This is a genomic window from Lacrimispora amygdalina, assembly GCF_003432035.1.
Classification (GTDB): domain Bacteria; phylum Bacillota; class Clostridia; order Lachnospirales; family Lachnospiraceae; genus Lacrimispora; species Lacrimispora amygdalina.
Genome location: NZ_QOHO01000116.1, coordinates 1 through 21,566, shown reverse-complemented (window position 1 = coordinate 21,566; position 21,566 = coordinate 1). Strand labels below are relative to the sequence as shown.

Annotated in this window: 15 protein-coding genes and 1 riboswitch; of the genes, 7 read left to right on the top strand and 8 right to left on the bottom strand. The window is 45.3% G+C overall.

The features are described 5' to 3' along the window. The first annotated feature begins 9 nt into the window (after positions 1-9). From arcC to DS742_RS27095, 3 genes are read left to right on the top strand one after another with little or no spacing between them, the layout of a single operon-like run. On the top strand, positions 10-954 hold the full coding sequence (gene arcC, locus DS742_RS27105) for a carbamate kinase (protein WP_117420028.1): 945 nt from the start codon (positions 10-12) through the stop codon (positions 952-954). Positions 955-980: 26 nt separating this feature from the next. Next, entirely contained in the window at positions 981-2,306 is a 1,326-nt protein-coding gene (locus DS742_RS27100) for a uracil-xanthine permease family protein (protein ID WP_117420027.1), read from the top strand. A 51-nt stretch (positions 2,307-2,357) separates the two neighbouring features. Further along, a complete protein-coding gene (locus tag DS742_RS27095) occupies positions 2,358-2,822 on the top strand; it encodes a TspO/MBR family protein (protein WP_117420026.1) in 465 nt (154 codons plus the stop codon). A 104-nt stretch (positions 2,823-2,926) separates the two neighbouring features. On the opposite strand, the gene DS742_RS27090 is transcribed toward DS742_RS27095, so the two are convergent. From DS742_RS27090 to addB, 7 genes are all read right to left on the bottom strand, one after another. Beyond that, positions 2,927-4,321 (bottom strand): NCS2 family permease, encoded by a 1,395-nt coding sequence (locus DS742_RS27090; RefSeq protein WP_117420025.1) that lies wholly within the window; start codon positions 4,319-4,321, stop codon positions 2,927-2,929. A 22-nt stretch (positions 4,322-4,343) separates the two neighbouring features. After that, positions 4,344-5,624, bottom strand: a complete 1,281-nt coding sequence (locus DS742_RS27085; protein WP_117420024.1) for an amidohydrolase family protein — start codon at positions 5,622-5,624, stop codon at positions 4,344-4,346. Between the two features lie 135 nt (positions 5,625-5,759). Continuing rightward, a riboswitch (purine riboswitch) is annotated at positions 5,760-5,855 on the bottom strand. Positions 5,856-6,017: 162 nt separating this feature from the next. Further along, the gene (locus DS742_RS27080) at positions 6,018-6,254 is read right to left on the bottom strand and encodes a putative Se/S carrier protein (RefSeq protein ID WP_117420023.1); all 237 of its coding nucleotides are present in this window, start codon (positions 6,252-6,254) and stop codon (positions 6,018-6,020) included. Continuing rightward, positions 6,251-7,411 carry an aminotransferase class V-fold PLP-dependent enzyme gene (locus DS742_RS27075; protein WP_117420022.1) on the bottom strand — a complete coding sequence of 387 codons (1,161 nt, stop codon included), beginning with the start codon at positions 7,409-7,411 and terminating at the stop codon, positions 6,251-6,253. Before DS742_RS27075 ends, DS742_RS27080 begins: the two co-directional genes overlap by 4 nt. Continuing rightward, positions 7,408-8,463 (bottom strand): selenide, water dikinase SelD, encoded by a 1,056-nt coding sequence (gene selD / locus DS742_RS27070; protein WP_117420021.1) that lies wholly within the window; start codon positions 8,461-8,463, stop codon positions 7,408-7,410. The genes DS742_RS27075 and selD overlap by 4 nt, the downstream gene beginning before the upstream one ends. A gap of 27 nt (positions 8,464-8,490) precedes the next feature. After that, the gene (addA, locus tag DS742_RS27065) at positions 8,491-12,186 is read right to left on the bottom strand and encodes a helicase-exonuclease AddAB subunit AddA (RefSeq protein ID WP_117420020.1); all 3,696 of its coding nucleotides are present in this window, start codon (positions 12,184-12,186) and stop codon (positions 8,491-8,493) included. Continuing rightward, positions 12,146-15,613, bottom strand: a complete 3,468-nt coding sequence (gene addB, locus DS742_RS27060) for a helicase-exonuclease AddAB subunit AddB (protein WP_117420019.1) — start codon at positions 15,611-15,613, stop codon at positions 12,146-12,148. The genes addA and addB overlap by 41 nt, the downstream gene beginning before the upstream one ends. A gap of 139 nt (positions 15,614-15,752) precedes the next feature. Here addB and DS742_RS27055 point away from each other — a divergent pair, with 139 nt between their 5' ends. From DS742_RS27055 to DS742_RS27045, 3 genes are all read left to right on the top strand, one after another. Next, entirely contained in the window at positions 15,753-16,193 is a 441-nt protein-coding gene (locus DS742_RS27055) for an FMN-binding protein (protein ID WP_117420018.1), read from the top strand. A 76-nt stretch (positions 16,194-16,269) separates the two neighbouring features. Further along, the gene (locus tag DS742_RS27050) at positions 16,270-17,661 is read left to right on the top strand and encodes an MATE family efflux transporter (protein ID WP_117420017.1); all 1,392 of its coding nucleotides are present in this window, start codon (positions 16,270-16,272) and stop codon (positions 17,659-17,661) included. 256 nt (positions 17,662-17,917) lie between these two features. Continuing rightward, entirely contained in the window at positions 17,918-18,832 is a 915-nt protein-coding gene (locus tag DS742_RS27045) for a calcium/sodium antiporter (protein WP_117420016.1), read from the top strand. A gap of 2 nt (positions 18,833-18,834) precedes the next feature. On the opposite strand, the gene DS742_RS27040 is transcribed toward DS742_RS27045, so the two are convergent. Continuing rightward, positions 18,835-19,707: a YitT family protein gene (locus DS742_RS27040; protein WP_117420015.1), complete on the bottom strand. Its 873-nt coding sequence runs from the start codon at positions 19,705-19,707 to the stop codon at positions 18,835-18,837. A gap of 405 nt (positions 19,708-20,112) precedes the next feature. On the opposite strand from DS742_RS27040, the gene DS742_RS27035 reads away from it, so the two are divergent. Next, entirely contained in the window at positions 20,113-21,522 is a 1,410-nt protein-coding gene (locus DS742_RS27035; RefSeq protein ID WP_117420014.1) for a spore germination protein, read from the top strand. The last annotated feature ends 44 nt before the right edge of the window (positions 21,523-21,566 follow it).

Here is a 21,566-nt window from a genome sequence, read left to right as displayed (position 1 = left end):
ATCACTCATATGGAGAAAAAAAAGAGAATTGTAATTGCCCTGGGCGGAAACGCCCTTGGCAATACCCTGCCGGAGCAGATGGCAGCAGTGAAAATTACCTCAAAAGCCATCGTGGATCTGATTGAAGAAGGCTGTGAGGTTGTGGTTGCCCATGGAAACGGCCCTCAGGTGGGAATGATCAACAATGCCATGAGCGCGTTATGCAGAGAGGATCCAAAGCAGCCTAATACTCCTCTCTCCGTCTGCGTTGCCATGAGCCAGGCATATATCGGCTATGATCTGCAGAATGCCTTAAGAGAAGAACTGGTGAACCGGAATATCAGACATATTCCGGTAACCACAATGATCACCCAGATCCGTGTGGATGAAAAGGACCCTGCATTTTTAAATCCCTCCAAACCAATCGGGCATTTTATGACAGCCGGACAGGCTGAAGAAGCGGCTTCAAAATACGGATACTTAATGAAAGAAGACGCCGGAAGAGGCTACCGCCGTATGGTTGCTTCTCCAAAGCCTCAGGAAATTATTGAAATTGAAGCCATCCGCTCCCTCGTAAACAGCGGACAGCTGGTGATCGCCTGCGGCGGAGGCGGAATTCCTGTTACCTTAAACGGGAACCACTTAAAGGGTGCCAGCGCAGTCATCGATAAAGACTTTGCCAGCGAACTCCTGGCTGAAGAACTGGATGCAGATTTACTCATCATTCTGACAGCCGTGGAAAAGATCGCCTTAAATTATGGAAAGCCTGATGAGAAATGGCTGAGTAACATTACCGCAAAAGAGGCCAGGCAGTACATCAAAGAGGGACACTTTGCACCTGGCTCCATGCTTCCAAAGGTAGAGGCTGCAGTAAAATTTGCAGAATCCAGGAAAGGACGGACGGCCCTCATTACTCTGTTAGAAAAAGCAAAAGAAGGAATACTTGGAAATACGGGAACTCATATTCAACAGTAAAACTTGTTAAAGGAGAACATTTTACTATGAGACAATCTGACAGGCAGTATGCATCTATTTTTGAACTCGACGGCATCCCCAGGTTTTCTCACGCACTCCCCCTTGCAATACAGCATCTGGTTGCAATGATCGTAGGCTGCGTCACACCACCCATCATTGTATCCAATGTCGCAGGACTGGAAGCTTCCGACCGGGTCATCCTGATTCAGGCTGCCCTGGTGGTTTCGGCCCTGTCCACACTCCTCCAGCTTTTTCCCGCCGGGAAAAAGAAAGGATTCCACCTTGGCTCCTCCCTCCCCGTTATCCTGGGCATCAGTTTTGCCTACGTCCCAAGTATGCAGTCCATTGCTGCAGATTATGGTCTTTCTGCCATTTTGGGAGCACAGATTGTGGGCGGCATCGTGGCATGTCTGGTAGGAATCTCTGTTATGCGGATCCGGAAATTCTTTCCCCCACTCATTACCGGAACTGTAGTTTTTACCATTGGACTTTCTCTTTATCCCACTGCCATTAACTATATGGCAGGCGGAGTATCAAACCCTTCCTACGGATCGTGGCAGAACTGGACCGTCGCTTTTATTACTCTGACTGTGGTCACAGTACTGAATCATTTCGGAAAGGGAATTTATAAGCTGGCTTCCATTCTCATCGGCATCATGGTGGGATATGTGACCGCACTGTTTTTTGGAATGGTGAGTTTTTCCAACATCGCTGCAGCTTCTTTATTTTCCATTCCAAAGCCGCTTCACTTCGGAATCACCTTTGAACCCTCCTCCTGTATTGCCATCGGACTTTTATTTGCCATCAACTCGGTTCAGGCAATTGGTGACTTTACAGCCACCACCAGCGGATCCATCGACAGAGAGCCAACCGACAAGGAATTGCAGGGCGGAATCATGGGATATGGTGTAACAAATATCTTCGGTGCTCTTTTAGGAGGTTTGCCAACAGCCACATACAGCCAGAACGTGGGCATCGTAACTACGACGAAAGTTGTCAACCGCTGCGTTATGGGATTAACTGCCGCCTTCTTACTGGCTGCCGGTCTGATTCCCAAGTTTTCTGCTTTGCTTACTACCATTCCCCAGTGTGTGTTAGGAGGCGCTACGGTATCTGTATTTGCTTCCATTGCCATGACGGGAATGAAACTGGTAACCTCTGAAGAGATGAACTACCGGAATTCTTCTATTGTAGGACTTGCAGCAGCTCTTGGCATGGGAATTTCCCAGGCTACAGCCGCGCTTTCCACATTTCCTGCCTGGGTGGTCACGATCTTTGGCCGTTCTCCAGTCGTTGTTGCAACCCTGGTAGCCATCTTTTTAAATATTATTCTGCCTAAAAACGGGAAATAATTTTCTATAAAACAGAATAGACTGTATTAATTACAGGAATAGGAGTTTCCTATGAACAATAACAGAAAGAAATTTATTTTTTTCCTGGTACTACCCCTGGCAGTAGGCGCGTTGGCTGGATTTCTTACAAAGAACAGCATGATGATATACAAAGATTTAAACCGGCCGGCACTTTCCCCACCTGGATGGATCTTCCCGATTGTCTGGACCATCTTATATCTTTTAATGGGGTTAGGATCTTATTTAATTGCCCAGTCAGCTTCTCCGAAACGAAAGGAAGCGCTCCGGCTTTATGCAATCCAGCTGTTTCTTAACTTTATCTGGAGCCTTGTATTCTTTAACCTGCAGAATTATCTTCTGGCATTCCTGATTCTGCTGCTTTTATGGTACTTTATTATTCGTATGATCTCAGCTTTCCGGTCTGTGAATCAGACAGCTGCTCTGATGCAGATCCCCTATCTTTTATGGGTTACATTTGCAGGATACTTAAATCTGGCTATTGTTTTATTGAACTGATTTCTGGTATAGGGAATAAAACCGCAATAAAAAGGCGGTGGCAATCCGTCATTCAGGCAATACCTGCCTGGTGAACGTTTGTCACCGCTTTTTTTACAGTTCTATCAGATCAGTACATATTTGAGTACAAACAATACTGCTAAAATATACATCAGCAGACTGATTTTCTTTTTCTTTGCATTGCCTGTTACAACATTAATAAATACATAAGAGATTACGCCCATTGCAATACCTTCGGAAATGCTGTACATAAACGGCATGGCAATAATTGCAATGTAACAAGGGAGAGCCTCTGTAAAATCGGAGAAATCAATCTTGGTAATGGATGTCATCATTAAAAATCCCACAATGATCAAAGCCGGAGCTGTCGCAAAGGAAGGAATCGCAAGAAAGATCGGAGATAAAAACAGGGACAAGCCAAAGAGTATGGCTGCTACCACTGCTGTTAATCCGGTTCTTCCGCCTTCTGCCACGCCTGAAGCACTCTCCACGAAAGTCGTTGTAGTGGATGTACCAAATAATGCTCCTAAAGAAGTACCTACGGCATCTGCCATCAGTGCTCCCTTAATCTGGGGAAGCTTTCCATCCTTATCAAGCATGTCTGCTTTGGAGGCCACTCCGATCAGAGTTCCCAGTGTATCAAACATATCTACAAACAGGAATGCAAACATGACTACCAGAAAATCCACTGATAAAATTCTGGAAAAATCCAGCTTTAAAAAGGTTGGTGCCATGCTTGGAATTCCAAATCCCCTGGAAAAATCCGGGAATACACTGAACATGCCCAGTTCCGGGTTCGGCTGGTAAAGTCCAACCGCCTGGCAGATCATTCCAAGTGCCCAGGTAGCAAGAATTCCCCACAGGATGTTACCTTTCACATTCTTAACAACCAGCACCGCAGTGATCAGGATACCGATAATCGCAAGTAAAACTGTGATGCCTACGGAATGAAAGGTTCCGTCTGAAAGGGAGGTCTTAAAGGAATACATGGTTACAAGAGTCGCTCCGTCAACCACTACCTTCGCATTCTGAAGTCCGATAAATGCAATAAACAAACCGATACCAGCTGATACCGCATGTTTTAAATTCATTGGAATTGCATTGAAAATCGCCTCGCGGACACTGGTCAGTGAAAGCAGAATAAAGATAATACCCTCGATGAATACGGCTGCCAGAGCCATTTCCCAGGTATAACCCATGTTCAGAACTACGGTATATGCAAAGTAAGCATTTAATCCCATTCCCGGTGCCAGTACAAATGGATAATTTGCAAGACCCGCCATTAAAAGTGTTGCAATCATGGATGCCAGGGCTGTGGCTGTAAAGACTGCACCGCTGTCCATTTTTGCCGCCCCAAGAACGCTTGGGTTTACTGCCAGTATATAAGCCATCGTCATAAATGTAGTGATTCCGGCTATAATCTCAGTTTTCACATCTGTGTGATTTTCAGATAAATGAAATATCTTCTGTAAAAATCCTTCATTGGTGTTTCGTTCCATACTTCCTACCTCCTTAGGTGCTCTAAAAGATTCGTTTCCCTTCCACATACTTCCCCGTGATGTGTCTGTCATCAGACAGATAGATAAAACGTTCCAGCCGTTCCCTCGTACTTAGCGGCTGGGGATGACTTAAACTGCTGTCATCAAGAATCAGAGCATCAAACTCATAACCTTCCAGAAAGCTGCCTGTCTTTCCAAAGAAAGAACCTCCTCCCAGAGTTCCCAGATAGAATGCTTCCTCAATCGTAACAGGCTTTAATGAAGAATCCACAAGGCGCCACCGAAGCTTTGATACGGATATGGCATCTGCCATGGCACGGAATATGGATTCCCCGCTTCCCCCTGCTACATCGGTACCTAAGCCTGTCTTTAATTCCAGATCTAGAAAGGTACGGACTGGTGCAATTCCAGAAGCAAGGTTGGTGTTGGACTGGGGACAGTGTGCAATATAAACTCCCCGCTTTTTAATCAGTTCAATCTCCTGCTCAGACGAATAGACGCAATGTGCCATTACAGTCTTTTCCTCCCCACCGAACATGCCGAACTGATCATAGGCTTCGCCGTAACACCCGGTACTGGGACATAAACTCTTCACCCATTCAATCTCACTTAAATTCTCCGACAAATGGGACTGAACCGGAAGTCTGTATTTCCGCTTCAGCCTTCCCAGCCGCTCCATGAGATCATCGGTGCAGGACGGAATAAATCTGGGTGTCAGAATCGGAGTTACATTCTTATACTTCCCTCTTGTATGAGACAGCCATAAAAGAGTTTCCGCCTCTGACGCCTGTGCACCCGGCTCACATAGATAATCCGGTGCATTCCGGTCCATATTGACCTTTCCAACCATCGTCTTTAAACCGGTCTCTTCCATGAGATCCATTAAAAGCTCCGTCGCCGGTCCGTGGATGGTTGCAAATATACAGGCTCTGGTGGTCCCGCTTTTCTTCATCGCTTCTGCAAATATCTGGTAGGCCTTTTTTGCATATTCCAGATCGCCATATCTGGCTTCCTCCGGAAACGTATTGGTATTCAGCCAGTCTAACAGCTCTAAATCCATGGACAGTCCGCGGAATGAATATTGGGGTGCATGAATATGAAGATCGACTAGTCCCGGTATAATCAGCTTATCGTTACAGTCAATTACCAAAAAATCCTTAAACTGCTCCGGTATGCTGTGATATACTCCGGCTGACTTCCCATTCTGGCATATTAAAAAACCCTGATCCACCGTTCTTAACGTATGGACACCCTCACTATAGCAAATGTTTCCTTTTAGTATAAAATTTCTATCACCGGTCATAGAACCTCCTGTTCCGCACAAACAAAAATACGGCAGCCAAATTGCAACGTTCCTAAAAACCAAGCAATAAAAAACTACCGTTCCCTTTTGTCGCTCCAAACGTGAACAAAAATAGCACAGCTAAAAAAGCCGCCTTCCCATCACGAGGAAACTTATAGACAACTATTACGGTAGTTGGTAGAAACACTCATCCAATTATGAGCATATATAAGTTTCTTTGAATACTGATACTTAACAAATTTTGTGACCTCTGACAGGTTGACTATAACATATTGTAAAACTATTTGTCAATGCCAATTTTGTTTTAAATCATTTGTCCTTATATGCTGTCTTTTTAGTATATATATCATATTTTTCCGACTATTTTCTTGTGTAAATGATAATTTGAAAATATCAAATGAAATACTCCCCTACTGATTCCCATTTAAGACCTTTCTCTTCCATCCATTGGCTTAAGTCTCCCTCCCAGGAAACAGGCATGGACCAGGAAAGTCCGCAGCCCGCTTTAATTTCCCTGGGTACCGGAATTATCCTTCCCGGAATATTTTCTTTCATACACGCAGTCTCCATGGCAATCGCTTCCGTAACAGTATGAAATGTCACTACGGTCTTTAACTCTTTCTGCCTCATAATATCTCCTGCCCCCATCTGCCCAGCTCTCTGACCGCCTTTACCGCCTGATCAATTTCCTCTTCTGTATTGAAATGGGACATGGAAAAACGCACTGCTCCCTGCTTTGCGGTTCCAAGTGCCTGGTGCATCAGGGGAGCACAATGAGCGCCTGCCCTGGCATAGATATCATAAGAAACCGCCAGTTCGTCTGCAACCCGGCCAGAATCTAAATCTCCAATATTTAAAGCTACGACCGGTGCCCGCTCATCAAGGCTCTTCCGGGAAAAATCACCGTAGACGGAAACTCCGGGGATATCCTTCACCCCTTCATAAAACCGTCGCATCAGAAGCTGTTCCCGTTTACGGATGAACTCTATCCCCGTCCGGTCAATATAAAGAAGCGCTGCATGAAGCCCCGCAATGCCATGGCAGTTTAATGTCCCGGCTTCCAGACGCTCCGGCATCTGCTCCGGCTGTGTCTTTAAGAAACTCTGTGTCCCGCTTCCGCCTACGATCAAAGGCTGAATATCTACCCCTTCCCTTACGCAGATTCCTCCGGTTCCCTGTGGACCTAAAAGCCCCTTGTGTCCGGTGAAGCAGACAACATCAATTCCCATTCCCTCCATATCAATGTCAAACACTCCGGCTGTCTGTGAGGCATCCAGAATGAAAAGAATTCCGTGTTTATTGCAAATTCTGCCTATTGTCCCCAGGTCATTTACATTTCCAGTTAAATTAGAAGCATGGGTACAAATCACAGCTCTCGTATTGCTCTTAACTGCAGTCTCAAGCTCTTCCCAGCGTATGCAGCCATCTTTATCTGCAGGCAAAATGGTAAGTTCTGCCCCCTTGTCTTCCATACGGTAAAGAGGGCGGAGTACGGAATTGTGCTCCATCATGGTTGTAATTACATGATCCCCCGGACGGATAATTCCTTCAACAGCCAGGTTTAAGCTCTCTGTTGAATTAGCTGTAAATGCTACCTGGTCTGGATTTTTTGCATGAAACAGCCGGGAGACCAGACTCCTGGTATCATAAATCATTCTGGCTGCATCAAGGGATGCGCCGTAAATCCCTCTGCCGGGATTTCCCATGGTAAGAATGGCGTCAGCTACCGCCAGCCTCACTTCCTCCGGTTTTTGCAGGGAAGTTGCTGCATTATCCAGATAAATCATAAATGATTCCTCAGCTTTACCGGCTTTTCCTGCTTCTTCGTAACTCTGCCGACCATCCGGCATGTAGTTTCCATACCCACTCGTATAAAATCCTCCATAATTCGCTCTCCGTCTTCTCTGGATACACTGATAAGCAGCCCGCCTGATGTCTGGGGATCACAGAATATATCAATCATGCATTCCTCTATATCTGCGTAATCCACACGTTCACTGGTATAGGAACGGTTTTTATACGCCCCTTCCGGCACCAGTCCCATTCTTGCAAGCTCAAAAGCTTCCTTCTGAACCGGAAGATCACTCACGGAAAATTCCAGAGTGACCCCGCTGCCTTCAGCCATCTCAACGGAATGGCCTGCCAGACCAAAACCGGTCACATCGGTGCAGCTGTGTACCTCATATTGTTCAATGACCTGCTTGGCTTTCCGGTTTAAGGAAGTCATGACCTTTATCACTTCTTCTTTTGCTTCCTGTGATGCTAAATCAGCCTTTACAGCAGTATTAACGATTCCGGTTCCCAGGGGTTTTGTGAGAATTAAAACATCCCCAGGCCTGGCTTGACAGTTTTTAAAAACCTTATCCGGATGGACAAATCCGGTCACACTGAGTCCGTACTTGGGTTCCTCATCCTGAATGGAATGGCCTCCTGCCAGTACGGCGCCTGCTTCCAGAACCTTCGACGCGCCGCCTTCTAATATCCTGCCCAGAATCCCGGGATTTAAGCAGTTTGGCCACGCTACAATATTTAAAGCAACCTTCGGCTCTCCCCCCATGGCGTAAATATCACTGAGCGCGTTGGCAGCAGCTATCTGGCCGAATGTAAAAGGGTCATCGACCACAGGTGTGAAAAAATCCAGAGTCTGAATCAATGCAAGATCATCATTTACCTTGTATATCGCACCATCATCAGATGTTTCAATCCCCACCAGAAGACTGGGATCCTGAAACTTCGGTAAATGCTCCAGAATTCCAGCCAGTGTACCTGGACCGATTTTCGCGGCACAGCCAGCCGTTTTCGTCATTTGAGTCAATCTTACTTCACTGTCAGGTATCATATGGTTCCATCTCCATTCTATACGATATTATGTTCCGTTTATTACAACTTCTTTTTTCAGTGCGAAGGAGTAGATAATCATCTCTTTCACTTTTTTCCCTGTGATCTGTTCCAGAGCACGTCTGTAATACTCCATCTGGATTCCATAACGGTCAAAAAGAATGGATTCTTCCCCTTCCCTTAAAAAATCCGTCTTATAATCCACTAAAACCAGCTGCCCTTCTTCTTCTATATAAGCATCAATGATTCCCTGTATGAGAATTCGTTCATCGGAATCAGCCACATCCATCTCCCTGGCCGGTATGCCGATCACAAACTGCTGTTCCCGTTTTAACAGCCCTTTCTCCTGGGCTGCTGCCAGACGCCTTCCTAAAGATGAGTTTATAAATGCGAAAAGCTGTGATTTTGACAGCAGGGCAAAGCTTTCCTCATTCAGCCGTCCATCTCCTTTTAATTCTTCCAGTGCAGCCGTCAAATCCTCTGCTGTCTTCACCCTGGAAAAATCAAGGAGCTCCAGAGCACGGTGATAAGCCGTACCACGGCGGACACCTCCTGACTTTTCTTCTTCTACTTCTTCTCTTAAAAAAACAGGAATTGTGGGAAGAAAATCACTCTCCTCTTCATCCAGAAACTGCCCCTGCTTTTTCAGTTCTGAAACCGTCAGCTTGGTGTGGAGCCTTATGTCCTCTTCATAAGGATACAGATAGGAAAGTGCCTCCTTTAAGCCTCTTTCAAACTCCTGGTCATAGCTTATTTTTGTATCCAGTCTCAGGAAACTTTCTTTCGTCAGTTTCTTACTCACCTGACGGTTCATCTCTCCCATAACCAGGCCGGAAACCGTCAGTTCCTTCATAACCAGATTCCCCGTATCCTGCCCATCCTCCGACAGAATACCTTCAGGGGAATATTTACCGGACAGACTCATAAGCAGCCAGTCTAAATAAGAATCTGCTCCGGAAAGAAAAGAAAATGGAATCTGGCCGTGAGCTCTCATGACAGATGCGTAACGCTCAAATTTCTTATCCAGATAGCGGTCCAGTCCGGTCATAATCAGCTTTTCTTTTGCTCTTGTCATGGCAACATAAAGCACGCGAAGTTCCTCTCCAAGAGCGCTTAATTCTGTCTTTCTCTTTAAAACGTGTTTTTTTAAGGTAGGTGCCTTAATCCGCTTTTCTAAATCTATGTAATCTGTTCCGATTCCCAGATCAGGGTCAATAAGAAGCTTTCCATAGGCATCCTGTTTATTGAATTTTTTCCCCATTCCAGCCAGAAATACAACCGGAAATTCCAGTCCCTTGCTCTTATGTATGCTCATGACGCGTACCGTATTCTCTTCGCCAAGAAGGGAGGCTTCTCCAAAATCCGTATCATATTTTTTCAGATTTTCAATATACCGGATAAAATGAAACAGCCCTCTGTAGCTGGTCTGTTCATAGGCTGCCGCCTTTTCCACAAGCATGGAAAGATTGGCCCTTCGGACTTCACCTCCAGGCATGGCGGAAACATAGTCGTAATAACCGGTACCCTCATAGATATCATAAAGAAGCTCATGAATGGAAAGATAAGCAGCTTTTTCCCTGTACTTGGAAAGCTGTTCGGAAAATGCTGCAAGCTTTTTGAAAAGTTCAGGGGCGGTTTCATCTTCCTTATCTTCATACTCCTTTAAATAGTGCTGCCACGCACCATAAATCCCACGGTCCTGGCCCTTTTTATCAGCATTTTTCCATACAGCCATGAGGTGAGCCATCTCCTGGTCATCAATCCCTGCAACAGGAGATTTAAAAACTGCAGCCAGCGGAATGTCCTGCATGGGATTATCAATAATGTTCAGCATGGATAGAACCGTCTCCACTTCTGCTGCAGAAAAATATCCGGTTTTTCGTTCGGCGTGGGCAGGTATCCCCTCATTCATCAAAATATTGACAAATTCCTCCGCCCATCCGCTTAAGCTTCTTAATAAGATAACGATATCAGAGTATTGGCATACCCGGTATCCACCTGTCTGACCCAGGTTTTTATCCCAGATGAGAAGTCCCCCGTCAGGATCCGTAAGTTCCCTGATTTTAGAGACTATTACCTTCGCCTCCGCTTCCCTGCTGGTATAATCTGCGGTGTCTTCATCAAGCTGCTTCAGCTGCTCTGATGAGCCATGGATAAGAAGGAGCTCCGTCTTTTCCCCCACCCGGCCCTCCGATTCGCAAAAGACAGCTCCCGGGTGAAGTGCCGTCTCCTTTGTATAACGGATATTCCCCAGATTTTTTGTCATAATCTGATAAAAAACCTCATTAATACTGGTTAATACCGATTCTCTGCTACGGAAATTCTGGTGCAGCTCAATCTTTTGATAACTTCCTTCCTCACTGGAATACCTCTGGTACTTATCCAGGAACAACTGCGGTCTTGCCAGACGGAACTGGTAAATACTCTGTTTCACATCTCCTACCATGAAAACGTTGGGACTGCCAAACCGTTCTCTTGAAATGCTGTTGATCAGTGCTTCCTGTACCTCATTGCTGTCCTGATATTCATCCACCAGAATTTCCTCAAACTGGCGGCTGAATTCGTCAGCCGCTTCCGACGGAACCCTTAATCCGTCTTCTTCCTTTAATAGAATCTCAAGAGCATAATGCTCCAGGTCGTTAAAATCTACCAGATTCCGTTCCTTTTTTTTCTCCTGGTATCTGCGGGAATATTCCTCTGCAAGATGAAGAAGCATGAAAACAGCTTCTTTCGTCCCTTCCATATCCGCTCCCACTTCTTTGGGAGATTCAAAACAGTATAAATCGCAGAGCTTTCCAACGCCCTTTTTCACTCTGTCCCTGACCGCGGTTACAGCGGCTTTTTTCTCCGGATCAATGTCTTTGCTTCGTATAGAAGCAAGTCTGGCAAAAGCTGCCTCTTTTAACCTGCCGTTTAAAGTCTCGTAATCTCCTGCTTCCCCAAGTGATTTTAACATGGCTGCATCACCGGCCAGCATGGGAAGATATGCCTCCGGCCCGTTTTCCTCCTGGCAGATCTCCATGGCTGCCTCTGTCTGGATCAGGAGTTCCTCAAGCAAAAGAGCGGCATCCTCCATCAAAAATCTCATCCATGCAGTGTCCTTCATATGGTTTAAATCACAGGATTCAAGTTCTTTCCTGCAGTTGTTTATCCATTCCTCCGGCCATGGATTGCTTTGGGAGAAGCGGTATACCTGCATGATAAAATCTTCAATTCCGCGGTCTGTCTTGCCGGTGGCATACGTCTCCACAAAACATTCGAAGGAAGGGTCCTCCGATTCGTAGAACTCCTCCAGCATCTCCCTCATCACATCTCCACGAAGAAGAATCAGTTCTCCTTCATCTCCCACACGAAAGGCAGGATCAATGTCTAACCGGCTGTAATGCTCTCTGATAATCCCCAGACAGAAGCTGTCTATGGTCGTAATCTGGGCGTAGGGAATCATGGCTGCCTGCATTTGAAGATGATCATTATCCGGCTGTTCCATCAGCTTCTCATCCACCGCCTTTAAAACCCGCTCCCGCATCTCGTCTGCAGCAGCCTTTGTAAACGTCATGACCAGAAGCTGATCTATTTTAAGGGGATGCTCTCCCTCCGTAATCATCCGTATGATGCGTTCCACCAGAACAGCCGTTTTACCGCTTCCTGCTGCTGCCGATACCAGGAGATTCCTGTTCCTGCTTTCAATGACTGCTTTCTGTTCCTCTGTCCAGGTGATTGCCATGTTCTTCTCCTTCCTGCGTTTCTCCTTCAATAACCGGCCATATTTCCTCAGATTTTAAAGCCTTGAACTTCCTGAAACCATACCCCTGTGTCTTTAAATCAAACCCGCATACAGCATGGTAAGGGCAGTAATCGCAGGCTGTTTTATTCCCTTGTTTATAAGGGTTTACATCAATAATCCCATCTAAGATTTCCCGACCTTCTGTTTTCAGCCTTTCCTGGACATACTGGCGTAAAGCGGAAAAACGAGTTCCTCCTGCTACTGATGACCGTGCCTCCTGAATGATTCCATTCTTCATGGCAACCGGTATCACATCGGATTCTGTCTCTATCTCATGATCCAGATGGGAAATGGCATTTAAATCTGTGTTAACAAGCCCATTCATGCGAAGCTGTTTTAAAATCCGGCCTGATATCTCCTCCTGCGTCATCTCACCGTCCTTGTCCACAACCGGATCGTTGATGTTATAATAGAAGATGCCTGCCGGAACCACCTGCTTATCCGGTCTTTTTCTCTCTTCCATCTCCAGCGCCGCATCCATGTAAACCACCAGCTGCAGCTGCAGTCCATAATAGAGAGAAGTTAAATCAAAAGCCGTGCTTCCGGATTTGTAATCAATGATCTTAACATAGACTGCCTCCTCATCCTCACATAAATCCATACGGTCAATCCGCCCCCTTAAATGAACGGATTCATCCTTTGATAAGGGCAGTCTCATTGCTTTTAAATGATCGTCTGCAGAAAAGGAAACTTCGAATCCCACAGGAGTGAAATCCCCTTTTTTCAGCTGCTCGGACAGCGCCCAGACCGTTCTGTCCGTGATCCGCTCCACCTTACCTGCAAGGTAAGCGTTTCTTGCAGAGCTCTTTAAGACTGTATTTCCATATTCCTCCGTCACTCTGGTTACACATTCGTGCACCATAGTCTTACGTTCCTCTTCTGTCAGCGTCTTAAAATCCCGGCCCTCTTCCTTCATCCGTGCAAACCATAAATCAATGGAACCATGGAACAGATTACCGATATCCATGGCTGCCAGTTCATATTCCTGACGTTCCATCAGTTCCAGACCGTAACTTAAAAAATGAGCATATGCACAGGAAGCATACTGCTCCATCCTGGTCACGCTTCCATTGATAACGGAACCGTAAAGAGCTCTTGCAGCCGCTTTTCCGATACCTTTTTGCTGGTATACATAAAAAGCCGCTTCAATCAGCTGTCTTCCTTCCTCCTTATGGTCCGCAGATGCAAGAAAGGCTTTTAACAACTCCAGAATCCGGCTGTCTTCACCGTTCTTTCCATACTCCCTCATACCAGCTGCCAGCTGGTTCTTTGCCTCACGGAAGGTCAGGGGAACACCTGCTTTTAGCGGAGCTGATTCCTTTAATCCTGGAAACAGCTTCTTTAGTTCCCCGATTAAGGTAGAGGGGCGCATGCTCTTTCCGCTCCCATCCATGGCTGAATAAGATAACACCAGTTCTTTCTCCGGCTTTGTCAGTGCCAGGTACAGATAAAACCTCTGGCGAAAGCCTTCTTCCATGGAAGTAGGGGCCAGCTCTATGGCATGACCGGATAAAAATTCCCTTTCCCGGTCTGTAAATAAACTGCTTTTCTCCTTTTTTACGGGAACCAGTCCATCATTGACGCCTACAAAATAAAGAACCTTGATATGATCCAGACGGGTTCTCGTGATATCTCCCACTACAACCCGGTCCACAGCGGCCGGAATCACACCCACTTTAATCTCAGCAAAGCCGGCATCCAGAATCTCCCCGTATTCTCTCCTGCTCACATGCTCCCCGCCCAGCAGTCCGGCAAGACGGTCAAATAAATCCATTACCAGCCCGTAAACCTGTCCATATTCCTTTGCAAGAGCAAATTCCCCCATATCCTGAAACTTTTTCTCAAAAACAAGCATCTTCTCTTCAATGCCTGTCTCCATTAAAAGTGCGGTCACTGCGGCAGTCATGGTTTTTACCGTGGAATCTTCTCTTTTAAATTCCTCACGCAGATGCTTAAGGGGGCCCATTACCTCATCCTTAAACTGGTTTAATTCCACAAGATTTAACTCCCTGGCTCCTTTATACCAGCCCTCAAACGCAGCATCCCATCTTTTAAAGCCCCGGATTCCCATGGCTATCACGTAATTTTCCAGTCTGTCTGCCTGATCCAAACGATCCTGGGAAACAATCAGTCCCGTTCTTATATAACGAAACACCGATTCATAGGAAAAATCCTTCTGAACAATCTCTATGGCAGCCCGGATCAGCTCGACCATGGGATTCTTTAATATGCTCTTTTTATCATCCAGGAAATAGGGCACCTGACTTAACTGAAACTGATGGATCATCTCGTTTGCGTAGTTTGATAAGTTCCCGGTTATTACCGCCATATCCCTGTAGCGGAGTCCGTTCTTTCTGATGTTTTCTTCCATGGATCGTATCACAAATGCGATCTCTTCCGACGGATTGCGCGTCTGATACAGATGTATGGATTCCGGCTGTCCTTTAAAGGATCTTCCTGTGTAGCGGTAGAGATTCTGTTCCAGAAAATCCAGAGAACAGGGAGCACCCTTTCCTTCCTTAAGAAAGCGGACTGCCGGATGATCGGAAAGAAGAATGTCCTTTTCCCGGCTGATCCCCGTTTCCTTAGCCAGATCGTTCAGCTTTTTAATCATCTGACGGCTCATGTAAAACAGCTCCTGGACCCCGGTTTTTCTGCTCATATTCTCTGCCGGATCCATGGTCACTGTAATCACAACCTTCCTGCTGTAACGGAAAAACAGTTCTAAAATCCGATACTGGACAGGGGTAAAACCTGTATATCCGTCTAGCGTGATGACACTGTTTTTAATCAGCTCCGATCTTGGAAGGACGTTGCAGAGTACATCTAAAATCTCCTCCGATGTAATAAACTTACCTTCAATATACTCCTTAAACCCCTGATAAACAACAGCAATATCCGACAGCTTCTGTGCCAGTACAGGGCTTACATTCTCAGGGACCTTTTCCCCAAGCATCTCAGGAGTAATTCCATACTGGTAGAGTTCTGAAAGCATGGACTTAAGCTGAGAAATAAACCCTGCCTTTGATAAATGCTCTTTATAAAAAACCAGACTTTTTTTCTTATCTGCTGCTACCTTTCTGAGTACCATGGATTTTCCCATATCATCAAGAACCTGGGGATTCGTAACTGCCAGTTCCTCAAAGATCCGGTAGGCAAGACGCTTAAAGCTGACAATATCAATATTCATTACTCCAAAGCTTGGGTGCAGGGAAACAATCTCCTTCTGGGTCTGCATGGTGAACTGCTCCGGCACAATGGCAAAAAACTGGGTATCCGGTTCTTCCACCGACTGCCGGATCAATTCCGTATAAAGGCGGCGGGTCTTGCCGGAACCGGATCCGCCCAGAATAAATTGAAGGGACATACTTTTTCTTCCTTTCCCAAAACACATGTTTGTCTATTATATTAGCACAGATTTCCTGTTACAACAATGAAATCTTAGGAATGAAATCCCCTAATCCCCTCATACATTGTAACAAAACTATACGGAGGGCTTCTGTCTTATGAGCTCAAAAACAAAAATTGTTGTTTTACGAATGAAAGAGATCATCTATACTGCGATCTTCGTTGGCCTTGGAATCCTCCTCATTACCCTGTTTCTAGTCATGTTCCGCCCGAAAAAGGATACTGTTCCCACTTCCGGAGATTCTGTGGACTATGTACCGGGTGTATATTCCTCTGCCATTACGCTGAATAGCCAGGATATCAATGTTGAGGTCACAGTTGATTCTAAGAAAATCACTTCCGTTACACTGGTTCCTTTAAGCGAGGCGGTTACCACGATGTATCCCCTTATGCAGCCCGCCATGGATAATTTATCTCCGCAGATTTTAAAGAACCAGTCAACCAAAAACATTTCCTACCCGTCTGAATCCCGCTACACCTCCGGAGTCCTGTTAAAAGCAGTGGATCAGGCACTTACAAAAGCCCAGAAAACCGACTGAGACAGGGGATTGTGTTTTTTAATTTCAGACGGTATAATGAAAAATGATTACATAATTACTTAAACGAGGAAATTTTATGAAAGAGAATACGAGAAACAAAGACGAAGGGACGTCGAATCAGATTACAGAGGGAGTGATATGGAAGCAGCTTCTTCTGTTTTTCTTTCCAATTTTATTCGGGACATTTTTTCAGCAGCTCTATAATACAGCAGATGCTGTCATTGTAGGCAGATTCGTGGGAAAGGAAGCACTGGCTGCCGTAGGAGGTCCTACAGGAACCATAATCAATCTTTTCATCGGGTTCTTTATCGGGCTTTCCTCCGGCGCAGGCGTAATCATATCCCAGTTTTTCGGGGCCGGACAGAAAAAGCAGCTGAGCCAGGCAGTGCATACAGCCATGGCTTTTTCTGCTGTCTGCGGCTTTTTTATTATGATCATCGGAATCGTTCTGGCTCCCTTTGCCTTAGAAGCCATGGATACTCCGGCTGACATTCTTCCCTATGGTGTTTTATACATGCGGATTTACTTTCTTGGAGTGATTCCAAATCTGGTCTACAATATGGGGGCCGGGATATTGAGGGCAATCGGGGATTCCAGGCGCCCCCTTTACTTTCTGATTGCCAGCTGCTTTACCAATATCATTTTAGATATCATCTTCGTGGTTTTCTGGAAAATGGGTGTCACAGGGGCAGCCGTTGCTACCATCCTGTCCCAGCTTCTCAGTGCCGTACTGGTTCTGCTCGTTTTAATGCGTACCAGACAGCCATACCGGCTGATGCTGTCTTCTTTAACGTTTCATAAGGACATGCTGGTGCGGATTGTCCGGATCGGATTTCCGGCAGGACTGCAGTCAGTTATGTATACTTCGTCAAATATTATCATTCAGTCAAGCGTGAATGCACTGGGAACCGATACCGTGGCTGCCTGGACCGCATATGGCAAGATCGACACCCTGTTCTGGATGATGATCAGTGCCTTCGGAATCTCCATAACCACATTTGTGGGGCAGAATTACGGTGCCAGGAAATTAGACCGGGTATACAAGGGCATACGGGTCTGTCTTTTTATGTGCTTTCTTTCATCAATTGCATTAAGCTTCCTGCTTTACACATTCGGAAGTCTGGTATTTCTTTTGTTTACCACTGACGCAGCCGTTATTGCCAAGGGTACACAGATTCTCCGGTACCTGGTTCCCACCTTTTTTACTTACGTCTGTGTGGAAATTTATTCCGGATCTCTGCGGGGAACCGGCGACTGTTGGATTCCGATGATCCTTACCAGCCTGGGAGTCTGTGTTCTCAGGATTGTGTGGATCTGTACTGCAGTGCCAATTCATCCGGCGATTGAGACTGTAGTATTTTGTTACCCTCTGACCTGGACCGTTACATCCATATTATTTCTCATATACTTCCATTGGTTCAGCAGGCTGAAGAAAACAAGACCGAAAAGAAAACAACAGACACCTTAACCGTGCAAATATTTACTTGTTACGTGTCAGTAAATCTTGACAATCACATCTATGTTCACTATACTAAAACGGATAAAAGGGAGTAGCTTACGCCATTTGGCGTTTTGCGTATACGCCAGTCCCGTTTCCACTGCCAAAAAGTGGGAAACCGGTACGCATATAATTAGCGAGACTTTTATTGCATATAATATGCAATAAAAGTCTCGCTTTCTGTTTTAAGGCTGCTGCTCATATAAAAAAAGAAAGAGGAAACAAAATGATGTACTTATGGTTAATTCTAGGTTTTGTGTTACTAATTAAAGGAGCTGATTATTTTGTTGAAGCCAGCTCTTCCATTGCGAAAACACTAAGAGTACCCCGGATTATAATCGGTCTTACCATCGTCGCCTTTGGAACCAGTGCTCCGGAGCTGGCAGTCAGTACGACTGCAGCGCTGTCCGGCAACAATGATATCGCCATCGGAAATGTAATCGGCTCCAATATTTTTAATCTTTTAGTCGTTCTTGGCGCCTGCGGAATAATCCGGCCATTCGGCGTCCGCCTGCGGTGGGACTACGCTGCCAGCGTTGGCGTCACCGTAATTTTATTCATCATGATGCTTTTCAATCTTGATATTACAAGAACAGAAGCAATCATACTGCTTTGTCTGTTTTCCGTATTCGTGGGTCTTACCATCCGTGACGCAATTATTAACCGGACATCGGCGGAAGAAGGAGATAAGCCCCTTCCCCTTTGGCTTGCCGCCGTATTTATCATCGGAGGGCTTTCCGCCATCATCTGGGGCGGTAATCTGGTTGTAGAAAATGCCAGTGCTATCGCAGCCTCCTTTGGCCTCAGCCAAAACCTGATCGGCCTCACCATTGTAGCCATCGGAACCTCACTGCCGGAGCTGGTAACTTCCATTGTCGCCTCCAGAAAAGGAGAAAACGGACTTGCACTTGGCAATGTCATCGGCTCCAATATTTTTAACATCCTTATGGTATTAGGAGCTTCCTCCGCCATCAGCCCAATAAAGGTCAATCCACTCTCCCTTTATGACACCGGTTTTCTCATTGGTGCTAGCATGATCACCTGGATCTGGTGTAAAAGCAAAAAGCAGCTGAACCGGGCAGAAAGTGCTTTCATGATAATTTTATACATTTTATATATGATCTATATCATTATCAGGTAGATTTACTCCATGGGTGCACGGTAAAATTTTCCGTAAAACTGCTGGGTCTTAAACATATTTATAATCACATGGTCATCCACTTCATGAAACAGTGCGATGATATCTGTTACTTCATAGGAGGATACTACTGTATGGAGAAGATACATCTTCTTCCTGCTGTAGCCTCCCACTGCATCCACACAGGAAATGCCATGGCGGAAGTCCTTCACATATTTTGCCGCCAGCTCCGGCCCTTTCGCTGTGGTAATCTGAAGTGTAACACGTTCATACCGGTGATGGAAGGTAGATATGACCTTCGTCGATACAAACTGAAACAGGATAGAATATCCGGCATAATCCCAGCCGAATATGGCCCCGAAAATACACAACAGGATAACATTTCCCACAAACACATAGGTCCAGATGGAATTGCCGGTTTTATTGGAAACATAAAGAGCGATGAAATCGGTACCTCCGGTGGATGCGTTTCCCCGAAGTGCCATTACAATGGCAAATCCGTAAAGCACACCGCCGTAGATCACATTTAATATGCTGTCTTCAAATATGGGAGTAAAATCAAATACTCTTAAAAATAAACTGGCTAAAAGTACCTGCAGGAGAGAAAAAAAAGTAAACCGTTTGCTGATGCTCCTGCTGCACGCCCATGCAACCGGAAGATTTAATACCACCATGCCCAGAGAGGTTGATATATTAAATCCAAACAATGATGTAACACGGTCTATTAAAATGGCAATTCCCGTAAATCCTCCTGATAATAACCCTGCCGGCCTGATAAAGGCCTGAATCACATAAGTCTGTAATAATGCTGATCCGAGAACTGCCACTGCAGTCATTACATTCCGGACCCGCTTATCTCTCCTCAGTTCTTTCCACATAGAATTCCTCCTTATCACATCACATATTATATGTAAGATCCTTTCCCCTATCAACGCTTTTTATAAAAAAATTAGAGGACTGCCCTTCCCCCACAGAAGGCAATCCTCTGTCACGATCTAAAACCGTCACACTATGTAGTTTTGCGTTTTGACATCCCCACGTCAAAACACCGCACGCAAGGCACCCCTTGTGCTTCTCACATGGACGATAATACCATCTTTTAGCTCATAAGTCAATATTTTTAGTGTATTTTGCCAAAAATCAACAGGATTCGACCACCTATCCCTGCATATTTTCCAATAAAAAAAGTTGAAAAAGTCCTTTTTCACCATGCAGAATTAATAAAACATATTTTTTACAAAAATGCGCATACTTTCTATTACCAATGCAAGGAGACCATTACCATGGAATTTACAACGAATCTTTCTGATACTATGAATCACTTAAATAAGAAACTGGATGTAGAGGGGAACTTTGATCTGGTTTACCGCACCTTCTATGTTGCAGACAGAGAAGCATGCCTTTACTACATCGAAGGTTTCACAAGAGGAAACGTATGGCAGAAATTAATGGAGGACTTTGCATCCATTACGCCTGAAAACATGCCCTCCGACGCTCATGAATTCTCGAAAAAGAATCTGCCTTACAGTCAGGTAGGACTTGTAAAAGATGACGAAGCGATGATCAAACAGCTTCTTGCAGGAATCTCCTGCCTGTTTATTGACGGGTATGATAAATGCTTTACCCTTGATTGCAGAAGCTATCCGGCAAGAGGTGTATCGGAGCCGGAAAAAGACAAAGTCCTGCGCGGGTCCAGAGACGGATTTGTGGAAACGCTTACCTCTAATACCGCCTTAATCCGAAGGAGAATCCGGGATCCCAGGCTTACGATTGAAATTATGAATACAGGGGAAAGCTCCCACACGGATATTGCCATCTGTTATTTTAAGGGACGGGTGGATGAAAAACTTCTCTCCATGATAAAAGATCGGATTAAGAAGCTGAAAGTAGACGCCCTTACCATGAACCAGGAAAGTCTGGCAGAATGTATTTATCCCCATAAATGGTACAACCCCTTTCCCAAATTCAAGTATTCGGAACGTCCGGATACTGCAGCAGCATCCCTGCTGGAGGGAAATATCATTATTATGGTAGATAATTCCCCTTCCGCCATGATTCTCCCCTCGTCTGTTTTTGATATCATAGAGGAGGCCGATGATTACTATTTCCCTCCCATTACCGGAACCTATCTGCGGCTGTCACGGCTCATTATATCCATCTTAACCTTGTATTTAACGCCCCTTTGGCTGCTGTTTATGCAGAATCCGGAAATGATTCCCGATTGGCTGCGTTTTATCCGTTTATCGGAAGAACCCCAGGTTCCTCTTATATTCCAGCTTCTGATTCTGGAATTTGCCATTGACGGACTGCGGCTGGCGGCTGTCAATACCCCCAGCATGCTGACGACCCCTTTAAGTGTGATTGCCGGTATTGTACTGGGTGAATATTCCGTGAAAACCGGGTGGTTTAACAGTGAAACCATGCTATATATGGCCTTTGTAACTGTAGCAAATTATTCCCAGTCCAGCTTTGAACTGGGCTATGCATTTAAATTTATTCGTATGATTCTCCTGGTTTTAACCGCTCTTCTGAATGTATGGGGCTTTATAATCGGCTTTATTTTATCTATATGCGCCGTTATATTTAATAAAACCATCGCAGGTAAGAGCTATATCTATCCTCTGATTCCCCTTCATCTATCAGAGCTTAAAAAAAGGTTATTCCGGGGACGCCTTCCTCATAAAGTAAAATAAAGTTTAAAAAAGCAGACGGAACATTTTGAACTGACCCCCATAAG